Source organism: Leptospira sp. WS58.C1, from assembly GCF_040833995.1.
In the GTDB taxonomy this organism is placed as follows: Bacteria; Spirochaetota; Leptospiria; order Leptospirales; family Leptospiraceae; genus Leptospira_B; species Leptospira_B cinconiae.
Map to the genome: position 1 here is coordinate 3,277,568 of NZ_CP162137.1, position 26,399 is coordinate 3,303,966.

General features: G+C 41.9%; 17 protein-coding genes. 7 read left to right on the forward strand and 10 right to left on the reverse strand.

All coding sequences use genetic code 11. The features are described 5' to 3' along the window. The first annotated feature begins 873 nt into the window (after positions 1 to 873). Both AB3N61_RS15105 and AB3N61_RS15110 read left to right on the forward strand, forming a co-directional pair. A complete protein-coding gene (locus AB3N61_RS15105) occupies positions 874 to 4,239 on the forward strand; it encodes an efflux RND transporter permease subunit (RefSeq protein ID WP_367897981.1) in 3,366 nt (1,121 codons plus the stop codon). A 548-nt stretch (positions 4,240 to 4,787) separates the two neighbouring features. Next, the gene (locus AB3N61_RS15110; protein ID WP_367897982.1) at positions 4,788 to 5,813 is read left to right on the forward strand and encodes an LEA type 2 family protein; all 1,026 of its coding nucleotides are present in this window, start codon (positions 4,788 to 4,790) and stop codon (positions 5,811 to 5,813) included. 541 nt (positions 5,814 to 6,354) lie between these two features. Here the strand turns inward: AB3N61_RS15110 and AB3N61_RS15115 are convergent. After that, positions 6,355 to 7,620: a sugar transferase gene (locus tag AB3N61_RS15115; RefSeq protein ID WP_020769339.1), complete on the reverse strand. Its 1,266-nt coding sequence runs from the start codon at positions 7,618 to 7,620 to the stop codon at positions 6,355 to 6,357. Between the two features lie 111 nt (positions 7,621 to 7,731). On the opposite strand from AB3N61_RS15115, the gene AB3N61_RS15120 reads away from it, so the two are divergent. The 3 genes from AB3N61_RS15120 to AB3N61_RS15130 all read left to right on the forward strand — a co-directional run bounded on the left by AB3N61_RS15120 (position 7,732) and on the right by AB3N61_RS15130 (position 12,123). Then, complete coding sequence (locus AB3N61_RS15120; protein WP_367897983.1) at positions 7,732 to 8,499, forward strand: response regulator; 768 nt, start codon at positions 7,732 to 7,734, stop codon at positions 8,497 to 8,499. Continuing rightward, entirely contained in the window at positions 8,483 to 10,495 is a 2,013-nt protein-coding gene (locus AB3N61_RS15125) for an ATP-binding protein (RefSeq protein ID WP_367897984.1), read from the forward strand. Before AB3N61_RS15120 ends, AB3N61_RS15125 begins: the two co-directional genes overlap by 17 nt. Before the next feature lie 152 nt (positions 10,496 to 10,647). After that, a complete protein-coding gene (locus AB3N61_RS15130) occupies positions 10,648 to 12,123 on the forward strand; it encodes a flavin-containing monooxygenase (RefSeq protein ID WP_020769245.1) in 1,476 nt (491 codons plus the stop codon). Between the two features lie 47 nt (positions 12,124 to 12,170). On the opposite strand, the gene AB3N61_RS15135 is transcribed toward AB3N61_RS15130, so the two are convergent. Next, on the reverse strand, positions 12,171 to 12,827 hold the full coding sequence (locus tag AB3N61_RS15135; protein ID WP_367897985.1) for a TetR/AcrR family transcriptional regulator: 657 nt from the start codon (positions 12,825 to 12,827) through the stop codon (positions 12,171 to 12,173). Between the two features lie 135 nt (positions 12,828 to 12,962). On the opposite strand from AB3N61_RS15135, the gene AB3N61_RS15140 reads away from it, so the two are divergent. Together AB3N61_RS15140 and AB3N61_RS15145 are read left to right on the forward strand one after the other, a co-directional pair. Further along, positions 12,963 to 14,987 (forward strand): FAD-dependent oxidoreductase, encoded by a 2,025-nt coding sequence (locus tag AB3N61_RS15140; RefSeq protein ID WP_367897986.1) that lies wholly within the window; start codon positions 12,963 to 12,965, stop codon positions 14,985 to 14,987. Between the two features lie 13 nt (positions 14,988 to 15,000). After that, complete coding sequence (locus tag AB3N61_RS15145; RefSeq protein WP_367897987.1) at positions 15,001 to 16,743, forward strand: acyl-CoA dehydrogenase family protein; 1,743 nt, start codon at positions 15,001 to 15,003, stop codon at positions 16,741 to 16,743. Between the two features lie 69 nt (positions 16,744 to 16,812). On the opposite strand, the gene AB3N61_RS15150 is transcribed toward AB3N61_RS15145, so the two are convergent. The 8 genes from AB3N61_RS15150 to AB3N61_RS15185 all read right to left on the reverse strand — a co-directional run bounded on the left by AB3N61_RS15150 (position 16,813) and on the right by AB3N61_RS15185 (position 26,295). Beyond that, complete coding sequence (locus AB3N61_RS15150) at positions 16,813 to 17,907, reverse strand: hypothetical protein (RefSeq protein WP_367897988.1); 1,095 nt, start codon at positions 17,905 to 17,907, stop codon at positions 16,813 to 16,815. A 172-nt stretch (positions 17,908 to 18,079) separates the two neighbouring features. Further along, positions 18,080 to 18,859, reverse strand: coding sequence for a GNAT family N-acetyltransferase (locus AB3N61_RS15155; protein WP_020769118.1), 780 nt, complete (start codon positions 18,857 to 18,859; stop codon positions 18,080 to 18,082). Between the two features lie 100 nt (positions 18,860 to 18,959). After that, positions 18,960 to 19,316: a PilZ domain-containing protein gene (locus AB3N61_RS15160; protein ID WP_020769127.1), complete on the reverse strand. Its 357-nt coding sequence runs from the start codon at positions 19,314 to 19,316 to the stop codon at positions 18,960 to 18,962. 113 nt (positions 19,317 to 19,429) lie between these two features. Next, the gene (locus AB3N61_RS15165; protein ID WP_020769038.1) at positions 19,430 to 20,251 is read right to left on the reverse strand and encodes a hypothetical protein; all 822 of its coding nucleotides are present in this window, start codon (positions 20,249 to 20,251) and stop codon (positions 19,430 to 19,432) included. Positions 20,252 to 20,336: 85 nt separating this feature from the next. After that, the gene (locus tag AB3N61_RS15170; RefSeq protein ID WP_367897989.1) at positions 20,337 to 21,233 is read right to left on the reverse strand and encodes an alpha/beta fold hydrolase; all 897 of its coding nucleotides are present in this window, start codon (positions 21,231 to 21,233) and stop codon (positions 20,337 to 20,339) included. A 78-nt stretch (positions 21,234 to 21,311) separates the two neighbouring features. Further along, positions 21,312 to 22,268, reverse strand: coding sequence for an aldo/keto reductase (locus tag AB3N61_RS15175; protein ID WP_367897990.1), 957 nt, complete (start codon positions 22,266 to 22,268; stop codon positions 21,312 to 21,314). Between the two features lie 140 nt (positions 22,269 to 22,408). Then, a complete protein-coding gene (gene polA, locus AB3N61_RS15180) occupies positions 22,409 to 25,171 on the reverse strand; it encodes a DNA polymerase I (protein ID WP_020769369.1) in 2,763 nt (920 codons plus the stop codon). Then, positions 25,168 to 26,295, reverse strand: a complete 1,128-nt coding sequence (locus AB3N61_RS15185) for a glycosyltransferase (RefSeq protein ID WP_367897991.1) — start codon at positions 26,293 to 26,295, stop codon at positions 25,168 to 25,170. Before AB3N61_RS15185 ends, polA begins: the two co-directional genes overlap by 4 nt. Positions 26,296 to 26,399 lie beyond the last annotated feature (104 nt).

The window sequence follows — 26,399 nt, forward strand, 5'->3', positions numbered from 1 at the left end:
CTATATTGTTTTTATTTTTTTTCGTCTTCTTTTGAAAATCCGTAATTGTACGTATTGAAGGATGATAATTGCAGTCAGGGTTTTATTCGATACTTTTTCGATCTTTTTGTATAATCTGGAATGTTGGATTTGCATTCGAGGATATTTTAGTATGGAATTTGCGGCTATTCGGTATTGTGAAAACCTAAAAAGTACAATTAACTACATAAAAGTATAATGAAATTTTAATGAATTCATTCTACTTTGAGCAGGAATCCTCTTTCATTCGCAAGTAGATGTGAGGAAATGTAAAAAATGTTTTTTCAAAACGATTTTCTAAGTGGGACGGATCATGCTTAGAGAAAAGAAATTTGGTAAATAACCCTCCGCGTCTTAGCGTCTCCGCGTGAAATATGAAGAGTGAGAGTTTTTGAATAAAAGGGAAACAGAGGACGAATAATAGCGACAGCGATCGTAGCGGAAATCCGGCGATGCACCATCGTACAGGATGGAAGGCTTTAAATCAGGGAAAAGTAATGGTGCTTCGCTGATTGAGCGTAGAGCGCGGTCCTGACAAAGTCAGGAGTCGCCCAAACTAGTGCAAAAGTATAAACTCGACCATTTATCCGAATCGATTTCGAAAATTTCTCCTTTCTAACCGACTCTCGTCTAGGAAACCTTAGAATCATTCGACCAACTTCGTATGACGTTTGTTTCTGATTTTGTCTCCTTATTTCCGAGCAAATCACTTAGTCCGATACCAAAACCTTTCTTTCTAAATTTCCGAATCACGGTCCGCGAATTTGTTTTCGAAAATTCAGGAATGGATCGCAATGGACCTCTGAGCTAATCCTTTATTCGATTTTCGAAATGTAAGGATACTCCGGAGGCACCTTGAATATCGCGCTCCTCTCTATCAAACGTCCCATTTTTATCACTAGTCTCGTGATCTTGATGCTGATTACCGGTATCTTCTCCCTTAGCAAGATGGGGGTGGATCTTTTTCCGGATGTGAACATTCCGGTAGTGTCCGTAACCACGATCTATCCAGGAGCAGGTCCGGAAGAGATCGAGGAATTGATCTCCAAACCGTTGGAAGAAGAACTTTCTTCCATCTCCGGTTTAAAGAAGATCACTTCTCGTAACCAGGAAGGTGTCTCCGTTGTTTTCGGTGAGTTTACTCTTTCTACGGATATCAAATATGCAGAGCAACAATTCCGAGATAAAACCGCATTGGTCCGTCCTAAACTTCCCGACGGGATCAAAGAACCTAAAGTTGTTCGTTTCGATCCGGCCGATCAACCTATTATTCGTCTTGCGGTGTTCGCGGATCTGGACCAAGCAAAGTTATACGACCTTGCAAAAGAGACCGTTAAGTCTAAATTAGAACAGATTGCCGGTGTTGGGTCCGTAAAATTAGTCGGAGGGACAAGAAGAGAGATCCAAATCGAATTAGATAGAAATAAATTAGTTTCTTATCAAATGCCTATGGTGGTGATCGCCAACAGGCTGAAAACCGCGGGTTTAAACGTTCCGGTAGGTAAATTCGATTCCGGGGCAAAAGAAACTTCTTATAGAACGTTGGGAAGATATGAATCTCTTTCCCAGATCGAGAACACTATCGTCTCTTTCGGTGGAGATGTCGGGAATTCCGTTTTGATCAAGGAACTCGGTTCCGTCAGAGACGGAACGGAAGACGAAGAAACGTTAGGTTATCTTTGGGCTTCTAAAAGTGACGAGGTGGAAGAAGAAGATGTAGGTCTTCTAACACATCCTTTCACTTGGATGACACAGTTACCTAAAAGGATTAAAAGGACTTTCGCAAAATTCAGCGGGACCAAAGAGCCTATCGTAGAAAAAGAATTAAAACCTGCGCTATTTATTGACGTTTATAAACAATCCGGTGCGAACACCGTGGCTGTTGCCGACGAGGTTTTAAAAAGGATAGATAAACTGAATGCGGATATCCAACCTCTCTCCGGTAAACCTAAGATCAGATTGATTCGAGACGGTTCCAGATGGATCCGTTATAACGTGGAAGACGTGACGGAAGCGATCGTATTAGGGATTTTATTAGCGGTAATCACGGTTTATTTCTTCTTAGGAAACTTAAGATCCACTATCATCACTGGCCTTGCGTTGCCTAACTCTTTATTAGGCGCATTTATTATAATGTGGATCATGGGATTCACGATAAACGTTATGACACTTTTGGCCTTGTCTCTCGCGGTAGGTCTCCTAGTCGACGACGCGATCGTTGTTCGAGAAAACATCTTCCGTAAATTGGAAGAAGGTGCAAGCGTCTTAGAAGCCTCCGAAAAAGGAACCATGGAAGTCGCTCTTGCGGTGATCGGAACTTCCTTAACCGTGATCGCGGTATTTTTTCCTGTGGGATTTTTATCGGGGATTGTAGGTCAGTTCTTCAAACAGTTCGGACTAACTGTGGTTTTCGCCATGATCATTTCCCTCTTTGACGGTCTTTTTGTGGCCCCTATGTTGTCCGCTTACTTTGCAGGTAAACTCACTCATGATAAAAAGAACGCTGCGGTGGAAGCATTCGATCGTTTTCAGAATTGGTTAGAAAAAATCTACAAGATCACGATGCAATATGCATTGGCACATCCTGGAAAGATTATCCTACTTACTTTCCTAATTTTTATCCTTTCCTTCGTAAGTTGCGCTTTTGTGAAAAAGACATTCTTACCTGCGAACGACCAGGGTGAATTTATGGTAACCTTAGACCTTCCTCCTGGTACTAGCTTACAAGGAACCAGGGAAGTTTCTGATAAGGTGTTGGCGGAACTACAAAAATTCCCGGAAATGGATAAGATCGCGATCACCATCGGTAAGCCCGATGGGGGAGAACCGAACACAGCCGTGTTGGCAATCGCTCTTGTCTCTTCCAAAAAAAGATCCAGGGATACTACTACCGTCAAAGAAGAGATCCGTAAAATGTTAAAGGCTTTCGATTACGCAAGGCCTGCAGTTTCGGATTATTCCGCAGTGGGCGGTGGAGTGCAGTATCCGTTCCAATTGGTCCTAAAAGGGAATAACCTGGAAGAAGTGGAAGCATATTCCAAAAAAGTAATAGAAAGATTAAAAGGTATCAAAGACCTCGCGGATATCGACTCCGACTTCAGGGGAGGTAAGCCGGAATATCAAATCGTTTTAGATAATTCTAAAATGCAATTGGTGGGCGTTCTTCCGGGAGTTGCAGGCTCCGAATTGAGATACCAGATCGCCGGAGATCAAGTTAGTAAGTTTTACGACAAAGGGATCGAATACGAAGTCCGGATGAGGCTTAAGCCCGACCAAAGGAATTTGAGAGCCGCATACGGCCAAACCAAAGTCCCGAATATAGCAAATCGACTGATCCCACTAGCGGCAATCAGTACCGGTAAAGAAAATTTAGGTCCTTCTAGGATCAACCGTATCGATAGAGCAAGAGCAGTAGTAGTGAATGCAAACCTCGCTCCAGGCGGTGCGATCGGGACTGCAATGGAAGAGGCTACTAAGATCTTGAACAAGGAAATTCCTCCTCCACCCGGAGTCCGTTTTAATTTCCAAGGTCAGTCGGAAGATTTAAAAGAGCTGTTCTTGAATATCATCGTGGCATTCGGTCTTGCTTTGATTTTCATCTACTTAGTCCTTTCTTCTCTTTATGAATCTTTTATCACTCCGATCACGATCTTATTCGCGATCCCTCCTGCAATTTCCGGAGCATTCTTCGCTCTGTTCGTAACGGGGGAAATGTTGAATATATTCTCTATGATCGGACTCATCCTTCTTATGGGACTTGTGGCCAAAAACTCGATTCTTCTCGTCGATTATGCGATGCAGGCAGTGAGAGAAAGAGGCATCACAAGAGACGAGGCGATTTTCGAAGCGGGTCTTGTAAGATTACGTCCAATCTTGATGACATCCATCGCGATGATCATGGGAACCGTTCCGATCGCATTAGGTCTCGGAGAAGCCGCAAAATCCAGGACCGCAATGGGTATAGCTATCATCGGAGGATTGATCCTCTCCACGTTAGTTACGTTAATCGTGGTTCCTTCCATATTCGGCGGTATCGATAAGTTCAGAGATTGGCTAGAAGGCAAATTCCGTCCAGATATGACCGCTACCATTCATAGTGAAGGCGGACATTCCGGAAGCAGGGCTATTTCCACGAATCCTAATCAACCTTCTCTTAGCGAATGGGCCCAAGATGTGGAATCCAAACCTAAGAAAGGAACTAGTTCTAAGAAGAAAAAGTAATTTGATGGCACCCCACCCTACTTAGGGTGGGGGCCGGTGCGGTGGTACCCAAAAAAGCGTTCGATGAAATCACATCACTTGATTTCATCTTCAATCTCGTTTGACCTCGGTTCTCTCGGTCACCGACTCGTCAGAGACGGTCGTCTTCTCGCTTCTATTGTCGCTGCGAAGGGGGGCCGGTGCGGTGGTACCCAAAAAAGCGTTCGATGAAATCACATCACTTGATTTCATCTTCAATCTCGTTTGACCTCGGTTCTCTCGGTCACCGACTCGTCAGAGACGGTCGTCTTCTCGCTCCTATTGTCGCTGCGAAGGGGGGCCGGTGCGGTGGTACGCTTGCACCCCCATATCACAAAATCCTTATCCTTACAACCACTTTCCTACCCCATACTTTGTTGGAATTCCAACATCGCTCCCCAATAAAATTTTCTTTGCAATAAACCATTTTACTAATCTGAAAACTCCATTTTTTATTTCCATGTCTCCAAAACTTAGTTCCCAATATTACGTAAATCCTAAATAAAGACTTCACCTTTACGGAGGGGTTTATGATCCGAAAAACTTCCTTACATACCTATATCGGGATTACTCTCGCTGCAAACCTTCTATTCGGTTGTGCTCAATTACAAAAAGTTGATCTAAAAAAAGTAAAAGAAAAGATCGAAGATCTGGACAAACCTTCCTTCATCTTGGAAAAAGTTTCCATTGCGGAAATCAACCTATCCGAGATCAAACTCAGAGTCGATTCAAAAGTTAAAAATCCGTATCCGATCGCTTTGCCTGCGACCAATTTGGAAATGAATATCCTCATCGAAGGACAACAATTCACAAAGGCAAAAACCAAAATACCGAACGTGGGTGGGAATTCCAACAAACCTGTACCAGTGGATCTAACATTCGCCTATAACGATCTAGTCGCACTTTACAAAAAAGTTCCCGGAAAGATCGACTTGGTTGTCAAAGTGCAAGGAGTCGTTTCACTTCCAATCCCTGAAAAATACAGATCTGTTGCAGGTGCGGCATCTCTCGACTTCCCGTTCGAAGAAGAAAGAAAGATCCCTGCAGTCCTTCCCGACATAGAGATCCGGAATTTCAAAATTATCAAACCGGATCCTTCCACCATCTTAAGCTCCGCAGGCACGGAAGACCTGGCTAAAAAAGCCACGTCATTCTTAGACACATTACTCGGTCCTCAGAAAAAATCCCCAGGTTCGGCAGTTGCCGCAGGAATATCCTCACTCGACTTAAAAGTGGACACCGAATTTCAGATCGTATTAAAAAACAGAGCCACATCTAGATTACAATTTTCTGAATTTGAATTTGACCTTACATTAGAAAAAGAAAAATTCCTAACGGGTCAACCGGTCCGAATCGAAAACCAAGGACAAGAATCCATCTTAAGTGTCCGCACGTCTTTTCCGCTCGGAACGGTTACCCAAGGTATTGCAAACGCGATTTCCAAACGGTCTGCGGCATTTCGACTGAGTGGAAAGGCAAGCACCGAGGCTCCTGAGATCGAAACAGGACCCGTTTTATTCAAGTTCGACAAATCCGGCTCTTTTAGTTGGAATTAAGGACAGGGCGCATGCTCGCCGAAAGGCGAGCACCCGGCTCTACGCTCCAATCCGCTTCGCGGGATTTCCGCTACGATCCGTTGCGCGTTACCGATCCAATATATATTATAATTATCTAATTTATAATCCTAAGGTACGAATTCCTCCCGAAAGAAAACCCTGCCCGATCCGTTCTAATATTATTTTTCTCCAAGAATGTTTGTACACTTTTATTAACACAAAACCGCCCGCCAAAATAATCCACTTCGGATAAGTTTCCAATTTTCAAATATTTTCCTGTTCCAATTTCTTCTTCTTCTAAATCCTTGGGAAAAATTGAAAACCCCTCCTCTAAAAAACCGATAAATCCCCTGACAGTCCCTCCGAAAATTTCGTATTTCTCGGCAATACATTTCTTTGGAAGGTGCTTATCTAATAAATAAGGACCTAAACGATCTCTAACACGAGCCGATTCGTACATTAGTTGTCCTTCTTCACATTCAAATCCATAGCCGAAAATTTTCTTTCGAAACACTAAAACCACATGCATAAAAAGAATTCCTCAAACAAAAAATGTCCCGAGGATCTTTTTCTCAGTATTCCGAGAGATAGTCATGAATTGAAGATAACAATCTTTGATCGAAATTTCCAATGCTTTGAACGTTTTGCGATGGTCCAGTAAAACCGAAATACAAGCCACAAAAGAAAGGAATCTCCACACGATCTTGAAAAGACCTCGAGTGATCGGATTTTTGAGTCGGATCTTAAAGAATGTGCAATGAAAAATCAGATGTTTTTCTTCATCCTCCGCGATATGAAGAAGCGCATTCTTTACGGAACCGAAAGGGATCTTTTCCGCTATCCTTTTATAAAAGCAGATACCGATCACCTCTGCGACAAGTAATACCATCAGCTTTAGCCTAGTACCTATAAGCCTTCTTCCAAAAAGAAATAATTTTTCGGTCCAGTTACTTTGGATCAGTTCTCCTCTTAATGCACGAACACAGTCTCCTAAAATACGAGCATGCCTGCCTTCTTCTTTTACGAATAGTTTCAACGCTTCCCTATAATTCGGATCCACTCCATAGATATGTATATGATCTATATCTTTTGCGATCCTACCTTCTCCCGCTTCTCCTAATTGAAAGATCGCAAGGGACTTCGCAACCGGAAGTCTTTTCTGAGGAATAAAACCGATGACCTGCTCTTGGACGATGGGATAAGGACGATCTGCATTCTTTCTAAAATGTTTGGCCCAATTTCCCCAAAAATAACCGCGGTCCCGTTTTTGTAAGGAAGTCCATAATAAATTTCTAATTCTTTTTTTACCGAAAAGGTTCATCGCCAAGGTTAAACTTACGATCTGAAGATCTAATAAAAAACTTCTTCTTTTAAGATAAGAAAGATCGAAACAGAGGGAATACTTAGATCCTCTTCCGGAGTATAATTGAGAAAGTCCTGTGATCCCGGGACGAATGCTCCATCTACTTTCTAAATCCTTTGCTCCCCAACCCAATCTCAGAATATCTATCTCAGTCAAAGGGCGAGGACCAACGATACTCATATCTCCTTTAAGGATATTCCAAATTTGAGGAAGCTCATCCAAACCGGTACTTCGCAAAAATGAACCAACCTTTGTCGGAATTCCGTCCTTTAGAGTCTTGAACTTCCAGATCCGAAATAACTTCTTTCCCAAGCCTACTCTTTCTTGTAGGAAGAAAACAGGACCATGGTCAAAGACGGAGATAAGCAAAAATATCCCGAGTAAAACCGGGGAAAATACGACGAGCGCGATCAAAGCCGAAGAAAATTCTAAAATTCGTTTCATGGATCGAAGAATATCGACTTTTCAAAAACAAAACAACCTTCCAAGTGCGGATCACCAAGCACTCAAGTGCTTGACCTCCTAGTTCTTCCTATCCTAAAATTCCGAGAACAGATGAAAGCCGAACCTCTCAAAATACTGGTTGCAGAAGACAATCTGAAACTCAGAAAATCGATTATCTCCGGCTTAGAAGAATCCGGAAAAATAAGATCCGTATTTGATTGTGACTCGGGCGAAGAGACCATCCGCTACTGCCTGGAAGAAGATACGGACGTTCTTCTTTTGGATGTTAGGCTCGCTGGAAAATTGAACGGAATAGAAACCATTATCGCCATTCGGAAGGAATTCCCTCGTAAACCCGTAGTCATCTATTCCATACAAGACAGCGACGAATATTTCAGGACTTTCAGAAGTTCAGGGATCTTAAGTCATTATGCGTACGTTCGAAAATCGAATTATCTTCTTCCTCAGATGGTGGTCCCACTCATTCGATTGGCTTACGATGGAAAAAGTTTTATAGACCCTGAGATCGAATCCAGAGTCACAGAAGTCAGGGAGAAGGACGAAAATTCTCCTCTCGCAGTATTGGAACCCAACGAAAGATCCGTAGCGGAAATGTTGGCAAAAGGATTCAGTAACGAACAGATCGCACAACATTTCGGATTCAAGGACAAAAGAACGATTAGTAGGATCAACGGACAGATTTATTCTGCCTGGGGATTAAACGAAACAAACTCCGACGAAAAAGTGGCCCGTACAAGAGCGGCGCTCATCGTTTTATCCAATCGTTTTTTAGAATGGGATGTAGACGAAAAAATTTTTTACAGGAATTCCTCCGGAGACCGGATTCCATGGACACCTAATATTGACTATAGATCTTGAAATCTTAATCTGTTCCGTTTTTATTTTTCTTTCCACAAATCTGTTTTGGTTGGGATCCACGACCGGAACGAATTTAGAAAAGAAAAACGCTGCCGCCTATTTCAGTATTTTTACTTTAATCGTATCTTCCTTATTATTCTCCTTTTCTGCGATCTTGGGTCAGAACGGATTTTCGGTAGTTTCTTCTTATCCGATCTTATATTTTTTTCCGGGATTAGTTTTACTCATACTCATCCCATTCGGATGGTTCGTAGTCATTGTTTGGTTTTTCGGATTTTTAAGAAAGAAAGGGATCTTTCTTTTCGTATTCTATATCCTATCCATTTGCCAATTGGTTGCAATCTCCATTCTACTTATCTATAACCCGGCTAAAACCTGGAATATCAGCTTATTTGAATATTGGAAATTTGTGCCAGTCTCATTCAAATCCGCTTATCTGATCTATATTTTTACCTGCGTTTTACTTTCCTTACTTTGTTTATTCTTATTTAAAATTTCGGATAATAGCCTTTCCGAATTAGGAAGGCAAAAGGCAGTCCCGTTCTTGAAAATGATCGGATTTTCTCTATTAGGAGTGGTGTTACTAGTTTCCGTTCTATTCCTAGGAGAGGAATTCGGACTTATAGAAAATCCGATCTTAAAAGCGGAGAAAGAACCCGAGTATTTTTACGGATTTGTACTTTGTACCCAAGCATTGATCTGTATTTCTATTTTAGTTTTAGGTTGGGCCTTAACTTCTTATGAAATACTCACAGGCAGGATCTTACCGAAAATCAGTTTAAAACAAGAATGGAAAAATTCCGTCTACACGGCCTTCACACTTTCAGTTCTATATTTTCTGCTCGCGAAACTTGGATATCTTAATGCCGAAATTTTTATCGTATTCTCCTATTCCTTTTTTCTCTCCCGATTTTTCACGATCCAAAAGAATAAGCGGATCAGCTCCAATCAAAACAAAGTATTAAATAGGATCCTATCTTCCGGTTCGGTCAAACGTTCTTTCGGATATTTATGTAAGGATGTATTGGAGACTACTAAAGCTGCCCTAGTCTTCGAAGGAAAAATCCCTTATATCTCCGATACATATATCCATTATCCGGAAAATATTCCACCGGAAACATTTGAATTTTCTAAATTAGATCCGGCTCCCGAAAATCCAAACATTCAGTACCTGGACAAAGACAGGTTTTTAGGATTTGTGATCCGAGTAAAAATAGAAAGTGTACTTTCAGGAGAAGCCTATTTAATCCTAGGCCCAAAGGAAAACGGAGGATTATTCGCGGAAGAAGAAATTGAAATTGCAAGGATCACCGGAACCTGGCTCGTCCAAACCTTATTTTTAGAAGAAACAGGGAATATTTTAGAAGAACTACAAAGAAAGAAAATCCAAGAACAAAGACTTTCCGACCAAAAGACCAGACAGATCCTGCATGATGAAATACTTCCGGAAATTCATTCTCTTATTTTAGAGATTTCCAGTGATAGATCAGGAAGTTTCAACTCCGAACATGCAAATGCCTTAACGGGACTTCATAAAAGAATATCTTCTTTATTAAGAGAAATGTCGGATACAGGTTTGGAAATTTCCAGAATTGGTTTAATTCCAATGTTACAAAAACTGCAAGATAGCGACGCGAAAGATGCGAATTTAATTTGGAAAATCGACCCTAATATAAATTCTATAACGGAAAATTATCCGCCGGAAGTGCAGGAAGTATTGTACTACGCATTCAGGGAATCTATACGCAATGCAGTAAAATATTCCGGAGAAGCCCGTTCAGAAATTACGATTCTTATTTGTTATGAAAATGGATTATCGATCCAGATCAAAAACGAAATAGGAAAAGATCTTATATCTTTACGTTCTTCCGGCCAAGGTTTAAAAATACATAGTGCACTTTTGAGGATCTTCCATGGTTCATTAACATTGGAGTTTCCAAATTCTAAGGAAGCGATGATCCGCATCTTTCTACCCTCTTCCGAAAAGGGAACTTAGATTGATATTTAACAAGTTTTGATACCGGATCTAGTCCAAAAAATGGACTTGCTAGAAAGATTTTCCTTTCAATGATGCGCTTAAACCAAATCTTAAAAAACTCACAACAGTGAACATTTGTTCACAAATATAAGTTAGCCGGAGCTTGGGAAATGCAGTCACAAAACAAAAAAGAAAAATCGATCTCTATCGCAATCGTGGGTACAGGTTTCGGCGGCCTATGTGCCGCAATACAACTTAAGAAAAACGGATTTCATAATTTCGTAATTTATGAAAAATCAAATTCCGTAGGAGGAACCTGGAGAGAGAATACGTATCCGGGAGCCGCTTGTGATGTTCCTTCTCATTTGTATTCTTTTTCTTTCGAACCGAATCCTAATTGGCCCAGAAAATATTCGGCCCAACCGGAAATACTTTCTTACTTAAAACATTGTGCGGAAAAATACGGGATACTACCTCATATTCGTTTCGGTACCGAGATAAAATCCGCAGATTGGGATGATCCTTCCCGAGTTTGGAAGATCAAAACTTCCCAAAATGAAACCTTTGATCATGACGTTTTTATTTCCGCAGTAGGACAATTGAATCGCCCTGCTCTTCCTTCCATCAAAGGTCTGGAAAGTTTTAAAGGGAGGATATTCCATTCTGCGAATTGGGACACTTCTTATAATTTTTTAGGGAAAAAAGTGGCCGCGATCGGAACCGGTGCGAGCGCCATTCAGTTCATTCCGCAAATCGTAAACCAAGGAGCGGATGTGACAGTTTTCCAAAGAACCGCTCCTTGGGTGGTTTCGAAACCGGATCGTAAATATTGGAGTTTCGAAAAGTTCTTATTTAAATATCTTCCAGGTTATCGGCTATTACATCGATTCCAGATCTATATGTGGAACGAGATCAGAATGATCGCATTCCAAAAGAACAATCATGCAAATAAGATCGTAAAATGGATGAGCCTTTCTCATATGAAAAAATTCATCAAGGATCCGGAACTACGTAAAATTCTGACTCCGGATTATCCTGCCGGATGTAAACGAATCCTTCTTTCCAATGACTATTACGAAGCATTAGCAAAACCGAATGCAAAAGTCCTCTCTGAATCCATCCAAGAAGTGAATCCGGAAGGAATAATCACTAAAGAAGGTCTCAAAAAATTCGATACGATCGTTTTTGGGACCGGATTTAAGGCCACTGAATTCCTTTCTCCCATGAAAGTAAAAGGAACTAAAAACCAAGATCTGAACGAGGTTTGGAAGAATGGTGCAGAGGCTTATCTAGGCATGACTGTTGCAGGCTTCCCCAATTTTTATATTTTATACGGACCGAATACGAACCTAGCCCATAATTCGATCGTATATATGATTGAGTCCCAAGTACGTTATATTATTTCCGCTTTGAATGAAATGAATAGAAAAGGGATCCAAGCATTGGTCCCTAAAGTCCGTAGTATGCAAAATTATAATACTTCTTTAAATAAAAAATTTGATAAGTTTGTTTGGGACACAGGATGTACGAATTGGTATATCAATGCTTCCGGTAAAAATACGAACAATTGGCCAGGTCATACATATGAATATTCTTATAGAACTAGGAAGATCGATCTGTCCGAATATGAAATTCTCTCAGCTTGAAAGATAAAGAACTTTATCAAAATTGAATCTGAGAACAAAAGCCGCTTCTATTTCGATCCAGGAGGCGGTAGTGTCATTCCTGTATAAGCGCACTCTATCACGGATAAGATAAATTTTTTCATTTCCTCTTTATCCTTATGAGGTTTTATCCTCCCTTCCATAAAAAGCATCGCAATCCCATGGATCATAGACCAGGATGCCACAGTCTTTTCTCGTGTTTGCCCAGGCTTGATCGCTCCGAGTCGTTGTCCCATTCGGATGATCTCATGGAGCTGCCTGTATGTTCTTCTGGAAACAGCAGATAACGTTGGATGTAACTTTAGATCCACACCACCGAACATGATCCTGGCAAATTGCCGGTTATTCAAGATAAACTGAATATAGGTCCAACCAAGAGCGCGGAAACGTCCTATAAAATTATTATCCGTTTTTTCGAGTTCCTTCTGATACTCGGAGAAGTATTTCTGAAATCCCCTTTCTGAAATCGCAGCCAGCAGAGCGTTTTTGCTTTCGAAATGATGATAAGACGCGGCATGGCTTACGCCTGCAAGCGCTGCGACTTTTCGTAAAGAGATCTCTTCGAGAGGAGTTGTCTTTAATAGTTCCGTACCCGCAGATATAAGATCCTCTCTGACAGTGATCTTGTCTTTCTTAAACGGTCTTCCCGGTCCCTGTTGTTGGCGACTTTTATTCTTTACGGGCATGCCAATGATTCTTAATACCTTACATTCTTTGCAAGAATATATTTACCAGTGGTAATTTAAATCTTGATTTTCTGATTCTTTATATTACCACTGGTAAATAATAGCTTTAATACGGAATTTATCGGAGTTGGCATTATGGAAAGAGCGTTTCAGCCCATAAACATAGGAAGTTTTATCCTTCCGAATCGGTTCATCATGGGATCTATGCACTTAGGACTCGAAGGAAAAACGCAAACCGCAAAAAGAATGGCGGCATTTTATGGGAAACGCTTTGAAGGCGGTGTCGGCCTAATCGTGACCGGCGGAATAAGCGTGAATGAAGAAGGAAGAGGATCCAAACACTTCTTCAATATACAAAACGAAGAACACGCATCCGAACTACAAAAGATGAATGATCTTTTAAACGGAAGCGGAACTATGTGTGCACAACTTTTCCACGCGGGACGTTATGCGTTTGATAGGAACTGCGTAGGCCCTTCTGCACTCCGTGCTCCAATCAATCGATATGTTCCAAAAGCTCTCACAGAAGAAGAATGTTGGAAGACCGTAGAAGATTTTGGGATCGCAGCAAAACTCGCAAGAGAAACAGGATTTGGAGCCGTGGAAATTATGGGGAGCGAAGGTTATCTCATTAATCAATTCTTCTCTCCGGTAACAAATCAAAGAGACGATCATTTCGGAGGAGATCACAAAAGGAGAATGAACATGGCTGTCGAAGTTCTGAAGGCGGTCGTAAAAAATCTTCCGGAAGGTTTCCCGGTGATTTTCAGAATGTCAGGGATCGATCTCATTCCAGGCAACCCGACTTTCGAAGAAGTATGCGATCTAGCGCAAACACTGAAGCAAGAAGGTGTATCCGCATTAAACATTGGGATCGGATGGCATGAATCAAGAATTCCAACGATCAGCCAATTGGTTCCGCGAGGAGCCTGGGCAAATATTGCGGGTCGGATCAAAGAAAAAACTCCGGGGATTCCTATCATTGCATCCAACCGAGTGAACGATCCGATCACAGCGCAAAAAATTTTTGATCAGGATCAGGCTGATATCATTTCTATGGCGAGGCCGTTTCTCGCAGATCCGTTCATTGTAAAAAAAATCCAGACCGGCCTGTCGAATCGGATCAACACATGTATCGCATGCAACCAATCTTGTTTGGATCATGCGTTCGTAGATAAGTCTGTTTCCTGTCTCGTCAATCCCCAAGCTGTTAATGAACTGGAATATGAAATCGGCCCCGAGGTGAAGGCTCAAAAAGTTGTGGTGATCGGATCGGGTCCGGGGGGACTGGAAGCTGCGAGAGCGAGCGCTTCTCTCGGTCATAAAGTTATACTTCTTGAAAAATCCGATCAGATCGGAGGACAGTTCCTTCTTGCTTCGAATATTCCCGGCAAATCGGAATTCAAAGAGACACTTCGATATTTTAGAAACGAACTTCCTGCACTCGGAGTGGATATCCGTTTAAATACGAATTGTGATCTAAAGCTACTTGAAGAATTAGATCCGGATGCGATCATATTTGCGACAGGCGTTAAACCGAGAGAATTTACTCTGCCCGGCATTCATAATCTTCCGGCAGGAAATTATACGGAATATCTGACCGGGAAATTCAAAGCGGGAAAAAAAGTGGCAGTGATCGGCGGAGGCGGGATCGGCGTCGATGTGGCTCATAAACTGACCGAAGAAAACGATCCCAGCTTGGAATCTTATTCAAAAAAATATAATATCGATTCGTATACGAATGCCGTTATCCAACCTCACAAATCGGAAAGAGATGTTGCGATTTTTAGGAGAAGCGGAAAACATGGGGCGGGCTTAGGACCTACTACTTTTTGGGCTCTCAAACAGGAATTAGAGGCCTCCGGCGTGGAATTCTTTCAAGGCCTCAACTATAAGGAAATCACGAAAGACGGCTTAAAGATCACTATGAAAAATGGAGAAGAAGTCCTTTATCCTTGCGACTCCCTGATCCTTTGTGTAGGACAGGAAAAAGAAAGTTCTCTTTATGAGACCTACAAATCCTTGCACCCGCAAAAACAAATTTTCGTAATAGGTGGAGCGAAGGACTCCAAGGGAATCGATGCGGAGAGAGCGTTTTTAGAAGGATTGAATGCCGCATACAACATTGGAAAAGAAGACAAAGTCTCTGCGATAGTATAGATAAGAAGGGAATATGATAGCGAATAATTATTTTAAAGACGACAAAGATCTAAAACTATTCTTCGAACATTTAATCGATTGGAATTCGATCGTAAAGGCAACGGAAGGTGAAGAATTTTTCGATCACGAACTTTATAAGAAAACGAATAACCCAAGATACGAAATGGCTCCATCTAACGTCCAAGAGGCCGTTGAATTATACAGATCGAGTCTTGAATCCTTGGGAGAATTTTTCGGTAAAGAAGTCTCTCAACTTTCGAGCGTTATGGATAAAAAACATCTACGCTACGAAAATGGAACGGTGATCTTTCCGGAGGAAACTACGTCGATATACGAGAAATTCCGTGATACAGGACTCATGCCCTTCTCCATTTCCAGAGAAGCAGGAGGACTCGGATTACCTGGAACCATGAGCGCATTCTACGGAATGATTATGGCAAGAGCGGATGTTTCTTTTTGTATGACTGTCGCTCTATTGAATCTAGCGCAGATCGTTTCCAGATACGGAACGGAAGAACAAATCGAAAATTTTGCGGCAAAAGCGGCAACGGGTGAAACTCTTTTTGCAATGTCTCTTACCGAGCCCGATTTCGGCTCCGATCTAAATAACGTCAGAACCACCGCCGTAAAAATGGAAGACGGACATTACCGCTTAAATGGAACGAAACGTTTTATATCCCAAGGTTGCGGGCTCGGTCCCTATCCTTCTAGTCTATTAACTCTAGCTCGAACAGGAAATGGAGGAGCTAGAGGATTATCCGTATTCTTGGTAAAAAGCGAGGATGTAACGGTTGCTGGAATTGAAACAAAAATGGGAATTCACGCATCACCCACCTGCGAGATCGTTTACGAAAACAGTTACGGTGAACTCTTGGGGCAAGAAGGGCTCGGTCTCACCAGATACACTACGGGTATGACAAATTTTATGAGACTCGGAAGCGCGGCATGCGGCCCGGGAAGCGGAGCCGGAGCATATTATGAATCTCTAAAATATGCGCAAGAAAGACAACAGTTCGGAAAACCGATCGCTGAGATCCCTGCCGTTGCCGAAATGCTTAATAAAATCCAGAGAGAAGTCAACGCATCTAGACTTCTCACATTCGAAACGGCTCGAGTTGTGGATATGTACCAGCATCACCAGATCCGTTTGGAAAAATCGAATAAAGAAGATAGAGAGATCCGAAAAGACGAAAAAGTAAAAAAATGGGGAAATCTTGCCTCCGTTCTTACACCTATCGCAAAATACTATTGTTCGGAAGAAGGACATAAATGTGCCGGCCTCGCCATCCAAATCCATGGTGGAGCCGGTTATACGGAAGATTATGATGTGGCTAGAATATTTAGAGATTCAAGGATCAATACGATCTATGAAGGAACAAGCCAGATCCACGTTCGGATCGCAGTCGGAGCGATTGTTGCGGGAATGACCGGAGACGGGAATTTCAAAAAATATCTGGAATCGATCAAGGCGGAAATAGGATCGCCTTCTAAATTCCTAAAAGAACAATCCGAAATATTCGAAGATGCGATAACTAAATTCAGATCCATCGAAGAGGATCAGACCAAAGAAAGGGTCGCGGAAAATCTAATGATCATTACTGCAAGATATCTATGCAGTATGTTGTATGAGAAAGCTTTAAACAAACTGAAACAAAACGACCAATTTGATCGTTGGTCAAAGGATTGTAAAGCGTATCTGATCGACAGTACGGCTATCGCAAAATCATGCATTTATAGGATAGAAAATGCGGTATAAAACGATCGTACACAAGCCGATTTTTTGTTAGGTCCAAATTCGGGAATTTTCGCTGAAATGAAACTGGAATTATTTCAGGAATTTCGGAATAAAAGAAGTCTTTTCCGGATAGAACTGAGAAGCGAGTAAGAATATAAAAATACTTACCGCAATCCCGATAGACGCAAGAAGTACATCCTTACCTACTTTGCGGAATGTCTCCAAATAAGGAGCGTCCCTGTAGGTAAGGAAATTTAACATAATCTCTCTTCCCGCAAGCATTCCCAAGAACACCCAGGTGGTGGACATAGGCATATTGTTGATCTTCTGGAAGAATATTAAAATACTCGCATATACCAGATCTACGATAGTGGCGGCCTTGGACCATTGGATATCGGACTTCTCCGTAACTATCTCTTGGATGGTACCGCCGTTGGTATACAATATGATCCCAAGAGCGCCGATCAGGATAGAAACGGCACAGGCAAGTTCCATCCAATTCAATTGTCTAGGAAGATAGACAACTATATTGGCAGCGTCCTGAGCAAGCCATGCCGCCCATAAAAATAAAGTAGAGAACCATTGCAAGATCGCCCATTTTCTTTCGGTCCTTGGATCGGGTATATGATCGTCATAATATTCTTTCGGATCGACTTTTACCAGGATTCCCCAAACGACCAAAGCGGTTACAAATGCGATCATGTATCCTAAAAAGGATTTGGTCAGCATCTTTTCTATATTCTGTCCGCCGAATAAACCTAGGATCAAGAATGTAGTAGAGATTGGAGATTTCATCCGAGTGATGATGACAAGTATGATAGGCGCGATCAATTGTAGAAAATTATACTCAGATGGCGGTGTAAAATTATCCAGTCTATGAAAATGGACTTCTCCGTTTGCGGACCACCAAGCATATCCAAACACCAAAGAAAGAATTCCGCCCAATGCGGCAAGTTTTGGGAACCAATGTACCGACTTTTTACTTTCAATAAATGTACCGACCGTCTGAACGGCATCGTTACCTGCAACGGAGAATGCGGAAATGCAGAATGCAAACCAGCCAAGAATGTAAGAAGAGATCCCTAAATAATACCCCAAACTCATAACCAAAAAGGAGAGAAATACCAGTATATAAAACCGGATCTGATCCTTAAAAGTGGGATGTTGGAAATCGATTTGATTCATGAGTTACCCAAAAGGGTTTTCGCTTGTTTAGAATGAATTTAGTATAGAAAAAAAGGAGAAGCCCAAACGGTCAAGGTGTATCGGCCCATATTTAGGCACAGAAAAGGCGGAAAAATAAAAACGGGCCTCCTTTGAGACCCGTCCTTACGAAAAAACCCGATTTCCTTGAATTCTATTCTAGGTAATGTTTGCTATATCTGGATTCGATGTCTTTAATATCGAAGATGATAAAGAAATCCGTAGTTTTGAAAACGGAGTCCAACGCAGGAGTTCCGCAGATCAAAGATCCAGCTCTGATATAACCTTTGATCAATGCCGGAATCCTTTTAGAAACTTCCTTAATATCTTCAGGAGAATAATTCGTATCAAAACCTTCCATCTCGAATCCAGGAAGCGGTTTAACGTCGAAATTTTCTCCAGCTAAAGCTTTTTTGTCTTTTAGAAAAGCATACACATCGTTTGCAGCTTGAGCATCTGTGCTATGAACGGAGCCACAACCGAAAAGGTATCCGATATTGTTCTTCTTCATGTATTGAGCGAGTCCGCCCCAAAGAAGAGAGATCACGGATCCGTCTCTGTATTCGGGATGAACACAACTGCGACCGATCTCTGCAGGTTCTCTTTCTAATTCGTAAATTTTAGTAATATCGAATTCGTTGTCGGAGTAAAATCCGATATTTGCCTTCGCAACACTTCTACGCAGAATACGATAGGTCCCGACGATCATATCATCTCTGTTCTTATCTACTACGATAAGATGGTCGCAAAATAAATCGTATTCGTCTCTGTCTTTACGTGTAGCTGCGGATTGAGGTAAACCTTCTCCCAACTCCAGATTGAATACATCATAACGAAGAGCTAAAGTTCTTTCGATCTCGAGTTGGTTCTCTGCGATCCGTACCTCAAGCTTACGCTCTACTTTTTGCTTGTTTTGGACTGTTCCTGATCCCATTGTCGTCCTTCTTTTCCTTGTTAGGATGCTTCTATCTATCATCCTAAATGGTTACAGTCGGATTACGCTGGAAAGAAATTCCGATGACTGACTTGGTCGATTAACCTGCCATTCTGCGGAGAGATGCAAGTTTTTTGACATAATCACCGAGGAATTGTTTCCCTTTCAGATCGATTTGGGTGAATTGAAGCCCGAAAAGTCCCTGTGCTTCCTTGGAGGCGCTCAAGTGTTTGATCTTACCTAATGCTTTAAACGGCTTGTATCCGGGCAGAGAAACCAAAATTTCCACGCTGGAATGTATATCGCATCCATCAAATTTATGAGGGACACGAACGGCGATCCCTCCTTCGCTGACGTCCTGGGCGATGAGAATATCTAAAAACCCGTTTCCCATCAATTGGAGTTGAACCGGTTGTTTAGGGAAAGGAACCACCCTTACCTGCTTTCTTTTCTCCATCGCGGACCCTCCGGATTAGAATAATGGCCAAACCTATATTATAAATAGATAAGACGGGAGAAGAAAACGGTTTTCTTCGAAAAATAATCGCGTAACACTTGTTCAAAATAGTGCTAAGTATTTAGTCCCAACTCTGTCTCCGCACCTTCTAACAAAGAGAGTTTGTATGTGGAAAGTATCTTGGAAACCTTCTTCTCGAACTTACGATTGAATACGAAAAAATTTAAGGATTTTTCCAAAAAGAAGATCATCTCTATCGGTTTCCATTCGATCACTCCTCGTTTGGCATCTATGATCTTTCCATGTTGCAATAACGTGGAGATGGCTCGTATAGAATGTTTCGGGAAGGTCGTTCTCAAAGCTTGGTACAAAGCCTTAGAGTCCGCTTCTAAAAAATGGAATTTACGGGAGAATAATACAGCGTCGTGAAAATATTCGGGACGGATCACGGCTCCATTCAATCTTAAAGAGATGATCAGAAATCCGATCAAGTCCGACATCTCCGGAAAAATACCTAAGCCGGGAACATCTTGACCGGGATACAGACGAGTGGAATCTCTTCCTTCCTGTTTCGGATGACGTGTCTGGAGCCAATTTACAACCAGATATTTTTCTTTGAAGAAGTAATCGTTGAGACGGATCCTATATTCTTGGATACTCAAACGTAGATGGACTAAAATTTCGTTCTGATCGGTAAGAGTGAGCTTTTGGTAAGTGTCGTCGCTTCCGGAAAGATCCAGTTGGAAGGAATCGTATCCTCGTTTTTTGAGTTCCGCGAGAACTCCTGTGATCTCGAAAAGTTCCCAAACACTTTCTTTTGTCAGTGAATGAAATAGAACTCCGGATTGAGCAACGTGAGAGTCCACCGCTGCACATAAAAAATCATCGTATACAAAATCGAAAAAACGCGGATTATTGTATGCAACCTTACCCATCGAATCTTTCGCTTTCTTTACAGTCTGGCAGGTTTCTTCCTTTTTTCAAGGAAATAAATCCGGTCACCAAACGATCTGAGAAATATCAAAGTTTCGATCTGAAGTTAGAGTACGCTTTCAAAACCTGATCGGGAGCTTCCGTTTGCGGATAATGTCCGATGCCGGAGAGTTCGTACACGTTCGCATCCGGTCTCAACTCTCTGAGTCGGTCCACCACATGTTTACCACTCACTGGATCTTCTAAACCGTCCGCTAATGCGTACGGGATCGGACAATCCAGAAGGGCCCCGACCCATCTCTCTCTGAAAATTTTTCTTTCTCTCATGTATCTTATCAACTTGTGATAGATCGCCTTTCCTCCTCCGTTGTTCACACATTCCCAGAAGCCGTCCAACTCCTCTTGGTGAGGTTTAGTATTCGGACCGAATACTTCCGAAAAACTTTTTTGGAAGGAAGTCTTGTTCACTAGGCGAGAGAATAAAAATCCCAAAGGACCGTTTAATAATTTTTGCACTGCCCTTGGTCTATGAGTCTCCGGAAAGATCCCCCCATTCAAAAAGAATACGGACTTTAAGTCGGGTCCACCGATCCTCTGTCCGGATAACTTCTCTCTAAATCTGGCTACCAATTCCTGGGCTACAGTATCTCCCAAATCGTGCGCAAGAAGATGTACTTTTTGAATGCCTTGCTCTTGCAGGAAAAATTCGACCTGGTCCGCGTATTGAAAAATTGAATAATGTCCGTCTTTCGGTTTTTCAGAAAAACCGAAGCCTAGATAATCTAAGGTCAGAACTTTGTACTGAGGTGTAAGAGTTTCCCATACATCCTTCCAGTCCCAGGAAGAAGTGGGAAATCCGTGTAAAAGAAGAAGCGCTTCTCCTTCTCCACCGATCCGATAGAATAGTTTCCTTTTTTTCCATTCAAAGAAAGCTCCCGTTGCCTTCCAGGCCAAGGGATGGGTTCTCCAAAGCGGCTCCGTCATAGACTCCTCCAGAAGAGGCAATATTGTACTCCCTAGTTTCCGAATGGGAAGTGTAAAATCTATAACACGAAGGAAATTTCAGTCCATCGCATCTAAAAGGTTGGATAGAAAAACTTTTCTCTCCTTGCCTTCCGGAAATCTGCCGAGTCCCGCACCCATATTATCTTTAAGATGAGAAAGTTTAGAAGTCGCGGGGATCGCGCAGGTCACGGCAGGGTGAGAAAGAATATATTTTAAGAAGACTTGCGCGAAAGAAAAACAATCCCATTCCTTAAAATACTCCGGTAAGGTTTTACCGTTTGTATTTCTGAAAAGTCCACCTTCTTCGAAGGGACGATTGATTAGGACTGCGATCCCATGTTCTTGGGCGAATGGTAAGATACGATTCTCGGCTTCTCTAGTTTGGATAGAATAAGGTATCTGTAAGAAGTCCGGTTTTTCTTTTTCTGAGATACGTTCCATTTCAGAAAATGCGGAAGTCGTAAAATGGGTCAGACCTATATAACGGATCTTCCCTTTTTCTCTTAAAGCCCTTAAAGTTTTGACGTGAGTTTGGGTATCTAGTAAATTATGGATTTGGAATAGATCGATCTTATCCGCTTTCATTTTTTTGAAAGATGCTTCGATCTGAGATTTTCCGGCGGCTTCTCCCCGGATCCAAACTTTGGTAGCTAAGAAAAATTTTTTTCTTTCCGTCTCCGAAAAATCCTTGGATAAGATCCCGAAAATTTCCTCGGAACGACCGTACATGGGAGAGGAATCCACCACACCTCCTCCCTTATCTAGGAACTCCGACAAAACTTCTTTTAAAGGAGCCAAAGAAGAAGGAGCCGGATCCACATCTAAAGTTTGCCAAGTACCTAGACCGATTGCTGGAATTTCTTCTCCCGTTTTTGGGATCTTACGTTTTAACATTTTAGAAGCTCCGGACGTTTGGGAGAATAATGGAGAAATCATTTTCTCCGAAAGACTGATACCTGCGGCGGATAAAGCCAAAAGTTTTAGGAACTTTTTTCTGGAATAAAAGTTTTCCATAAGAACCTGTCCCGATTGGTCCGTCTTCTCGAAGCCCGAGACCAAATACTTATTTATAACCTAAATTTTGGGACGGACTATAAAATTCTCCCCAAGCGGCCGAATTTTAAGGGCCGCAAGCCGGAAGACTCAACTAAAAATTAATGAGCCTCGTCCCAGTTTTGTCCGAATTTTCCTTCTACCTTGATCGGAACGTCCAGAGGAAGAGCGTTCTCCATCAAATGTTTACAAACTTTCAGAAACTCGTCCTTCTCCGATTTGTAGACTTCGAATACTAATTCGTCATGTACTTGGAGTAGAAGTTTGGACTTCCATTTTCTTTTTTCGATCTCGTTCTGGATCTGGATCATTGCGATCTTGATCATGTCGGCGCAAGTACCTTGGATCGGAGTATTGATCGCGACCCTTTTGGCGCCTTCTTTTGCTTGGCGATGTGTGGATGTAATATCGGGAACAGGTCTCCTTCTTCCTTTCATGGTCTCTACATAACCCTTCTCTTCGCAGAAGGCGATCGTATCATCCATATACTTTTGGACACCGGGATACTGGGTTAAATATCGATCTATAAAACTTTTGGCCTCTTCTCTAGAGATCCTGAGATTTCGGCTGAGACCGTAAGGAGTGACACCATATATTACGGAAAAGTTAACTACTTTTGCTTTATCTCTCATCTCGGGAGTGACCAGATCCTCTGAAACTCCGTAGATGGCGGCGGCGGTCCTTTTATGGATATCGATCCCTTTTTTGTACGCGTCCATCATGGCAGGATCTTTAGAAATATGGGCCATAATCCTGAGTTCAATCTGAGAATAGTCCAAACTTAAGATCTCGAAATCCTTATGGCCTGAGACAAAACCTTTTCGGATCAATCTTCCTTCTTTTTCACGGATGGGAATGTTTTGTAAGTTCGGATCCGTGGAAGAAAGTCTTCCCGTCGCAGCTATCGTCATATTATAACTGGTATGAATTCTTCCGTCTTTGGGAGAAGCCATACTAGGAAGAGTATCCACATAAGTAGAGATCAACTTTGTGTATTTTCTATAATCCAAAAGTTTTTCGATGATCGGATGTTCTCCCAACAATTCTTCCAAGACTTCATGGTCTGTGGAATAACCTGTTTGGGTCTTTTTGACCACTCGGAGTTGCAGCTCATCGAATAATATCTTCTGAAGTTCTTTAGTGGAAGCGATATTAAATTCTTTTCCTGCGGCCTTGTAGATACTTTTTTCCAGGTCTTTCACTTCCCTTTGAAAATCTTTGGAAAGTTCCGCAAAATATTTTGCGTCCACGGAGATCCCCGCCTTCTCCATTTCCGTCAAAACGGGGATCAAAGGCAGATCTATATCCTTGAACACACTTTCTAAACCGGACTGCTTCAGGGATTTGCGAAGAACATTATATAATCTTAAAGTAATATCGGCGTCTTCCGCAGCGTATTCGGCGACCTTATCCAGATCCACTTCCCAAAGATTTTTTTTGTTCTTACCGGTCCCTACTAGTTCGGCATAAGTGATCGTTTTATAGTTCAGAAGATCTTCCGCAAGATCGTCCATATTGAATCTGCGGCTTTCCGGCGCGAGAATATAGGCAACAATCATCGTATCAAAAACGATATTTACCACTTCGAATCCATGGTTTTGCAAAACGATCAGATCGTACTTAATGTTCTGACCCACCTTAGGTATATTCGGATCCGCTAATACGGGTCCCAATATCTCTCGCACCTGATCCAAAGGAAGAAGTTGGTCCTTATTGGTAAATAGTCCTTCTTGGGTATGAGTAACCGGAATATAAAAACCGGTTCCTTCCTGGTTGCATAAAGAAATCCCTAAAAGTTCCGCATCAAACGCGTATTGAGAAGTGGTTTCCGTATCCACGGAAAGGATCGGAGATTTTTTCCAAGCTCTTGCAAGTTTGGTTAATTCTTCTACAGTTTCTACTCGTTTATAAATTCCTTTTTTAGCACTAGGAGCTTTTGCAGATCCAGTCGCTGCTTCTTCCGGTTCGTCTTTAGGAGGTTCTTTTCCTACGGACTTAGCAAGGTCTCGAGATAGAACATTATAACCTTGGTTTTTGAGATAACGTATCCCTTCGTCGGAAGCATAATCGGGAAGTTTAAGATCGTCATCCTTGATGCCCAAATCCAAATCTCTTTTGATTGTGGCCAATTGTCTGGACATAAACGCGTTATCTTTATGTTCTATCAGTTTGTTCTTTAATCCCGGGTTTTTGATCTTCTCTATATTTTTATAGATCCCTTCCAAGTTTTTGTATTCTTGGATCAGTTTAGAAGCTCCCTTCTCGCCGATACCTTTAACGCCGGGAATATTATCCGAAGTATCACCCACGATCCCCATATAGTCGGGGATCTGTTTTACATCCACACCTAGTTCTTCTTTTACCCAGGAAGAGTCGATTTCCACAAATTCGGTGACGCCCTTTTTTCCTCGGAGCATTTTTATATTCTTTTTTTCTAATAATTGGTATAAGTCCTTATCTCCGGAGAAGATCAGGATCTCTTTTGCGGAAGATTTATAATTTTCCGCAAGAGTCCCTATAATATCATCCGCCTCATGTTTATCGATCCGGAGTATCCTAAATCCTAGGACTTTTAACGTCTCCATAATCTCATTCAATTGAGGACGAAGATCCTCGGGCATAGGTTTACGATTCGCTTTATATTCCGCGAATGTGGCCCCTCTTTCCAAAGGTCCGCCAGGATCGAAGGTCATAGCGACATGAGTAGGAGAATAATCCTCGAAAAGTTTGAATAACATCCTGAAAAATCCGAAAACAGCACCGCTTGGTTGTCCTGTTTTGGAATTTTTCAGATTGGAAGCCGCAAAAGCATAATACGCCCTAAATGCGAAAGCGTGACCGTCTACGATGAGTAATTTTTTCATGCTGCTTCCCCCGATTTTCCTTTCGAACCGGAATAAATCTCTTCGCCCAATAAACTATAATACGCTAATTCGGTTTTCTTAATGGTGTTTTTAACCGAAAATCTTTTTACGGATTCCTTATTAAAAGTACCCATAGATTTTCGAAATTTAGGATCTTCTAATAGAGTCTTATAAGAAGCAGCGAGAGAGACCGTATCCCCCACCTCGGAGATGAGCGCGCCCTTTCCTTCCGCAAGCATTTCCGAAATTCCACCACCGTTTGTTGCCACGATTGGTAAGCCGGAAGCCATTGCGTCTAAAACGGAAGTCCCGAGTCCTTCTTCTTTGGAAGTTAACGTAAAAATATCGAATAAGGAGAGAAGTTCGGGGATATCCGTCCTGAATCCCGTGAAGATCACCTTATCCGAAAGTTTTTTTTCGGAGGCGATACGTTCCAGTTCCTTTCTGAGTTCTCCTTCGCCTACGATTAAAACCTTAAATTTTTTATCCGTTTCTACCTTGGACAAAGCGTTGAGTAACGTTTTTTGGTCCTTATGATCGACTAATGCGGCGATATTACCTATGATTAGTTCGTCTTTAGAAAGATTGAATTCCTTTCTTAAATAAGAAATATCCATTGTTTTTTTGAAAACGCCTAGGTCGATCCCGCTGTAAACGGTCACTACTTTCGCCGGATCTATGCCATCCAAGATGAGAATTTCACGAATACGATTCGAAACACTTAAGTAAAGATCCACTCTGTCGGAAACATACTTACGTTTGCTGAACCAATTCTTTCTAAGTCTAAAATCCACTCTTCTGGAAACTATAAGTTTCACATGAGGGAGTTTTGCCTTCGCCATCCAAGCAATTGAATGTGCTTTTGCAGTATGAGCGTGTATAAGTTTGATCTCTTTGGAAACGATCAGTTCTTGTAGAGCCTTTACGGAACCGAAGTCCCATTCACCTTTTAAAGGAAGAGTAACTGTTGGAAGTCCAACATCGTTAGCGCGCGCCTCTAAAGAAGAGCCAGGTTTACATAAGATGAGTTGGGGGATTTTGTGTTTTTTTAAACCTTCTGCCAGAAGAAAAAGTTGCCTTTCTCCTCCTCTCCAGCCGGTTTCCGTGTCGATATGAAGAATCACCCGATCAAATTGAGGTTCCCGCTTGAATTCTGCAAGAGTTCCGCCATTTCTTTTTAGGAAAAAGTCCTGGACAAACAGAATTCGTATTAGCGATGATTATTCTA

Coding starts and splice junctions, on each gene's coding strand:
- AB3N61_RS15110 (WP_367897982.1), top strand. CDS start 4,788: ATGATCCGAAAAACTTCCTTACATACCTATATCGGGATTACTCTCGCT.
- AB3N61_RS15115 (WP_020769339.1), bottom strand. CDS start 7,620: ATGAAACGAATTTTAGAATTTTCTTCGGCTTTGATCGCGCTCGTCGTA.
- AB3N61_RS15120 (WP_367897983.1), top strand. CDS start 7,732: ATGAAAGCCGAACCTCTCAAAATACTGGTTGCAGAAGACAATCTGAAA.
- AB3N61_RS15130 (WP_020769245.1), top strand. CDS start 10,648: ATGCAGTCACAAAACAAAAAAGAAAAATCGATCTCTATCGCAATCGTG.
- AB3N61_RS15135 (WP_367897985.1), bottom strand. CDS start 12,827: ATGCCCGTAAAGAATAAAAGTCGCCAACAACAGGGACCGGGAAGACCG.
- AB3N61_RS15140 (WP_367897986.1), top strand. CDS start 12,963: ATGGAAAGAGCGTTTCAGCCCATAAACATAGGAAGTTTTATCCTTCCG.
- AB3N61_RS15145 (WP_367897987.1), top strand. CDS start 15,001: ATGATAGCGAATAATTATTTTAAAGACGACAAAGATCTAAAACTATTC.
- AB3N61_RS15150 (WP_367897988.1), bottom strand. CDS start 17,907: ATGAATCAAATCGATTTCCAACATCCCACTTTTAAGGATCAGATCCGG.
- AB3N61_RS15155 (WP_020769118.1), bottom strand. CDS start 18,859: ATGGGATCAGGAACAGTCCAAAACAAGCAAAAAGTAGAGCGTAAGCTT.
- AB3N61_RS15160 (WP_020769127.1), bottom strand. CDS start 19,316: ATGGAGAAAAGAAAGCAGGTAAGGGTGGTTCCTTTCCCTAAACAACCG.
- AB3N61_RS15165 (WP_020769038.1), bottom strand. CDS start 20,251: ATGGGTAAGGTTGCATACAATAATCCGCGTTTTTTCGATTTTGTATAC.
- AB3N61_RS15170 (WP_367897989.1), bottom strand. CDS start 21,233: ATGACGGAGCCGCTTTGGAGAACCCATCCCTTGGCCTGGAAGGCAACG.
- AB3N61_RS15175 (WP_367897990.1), bottom strand. CDS start 22,268: ATGGAAAACTTTTATTCCAGAAAAAAGTTCCTAAAACTTTTGGCTTTA.
- polA (WP_020769369.1), bottom strand. CDS start 25,171: ATGAAAAAATTACTCATCGTAGACGGTCACGCTTTCGCATTTAGGGCG.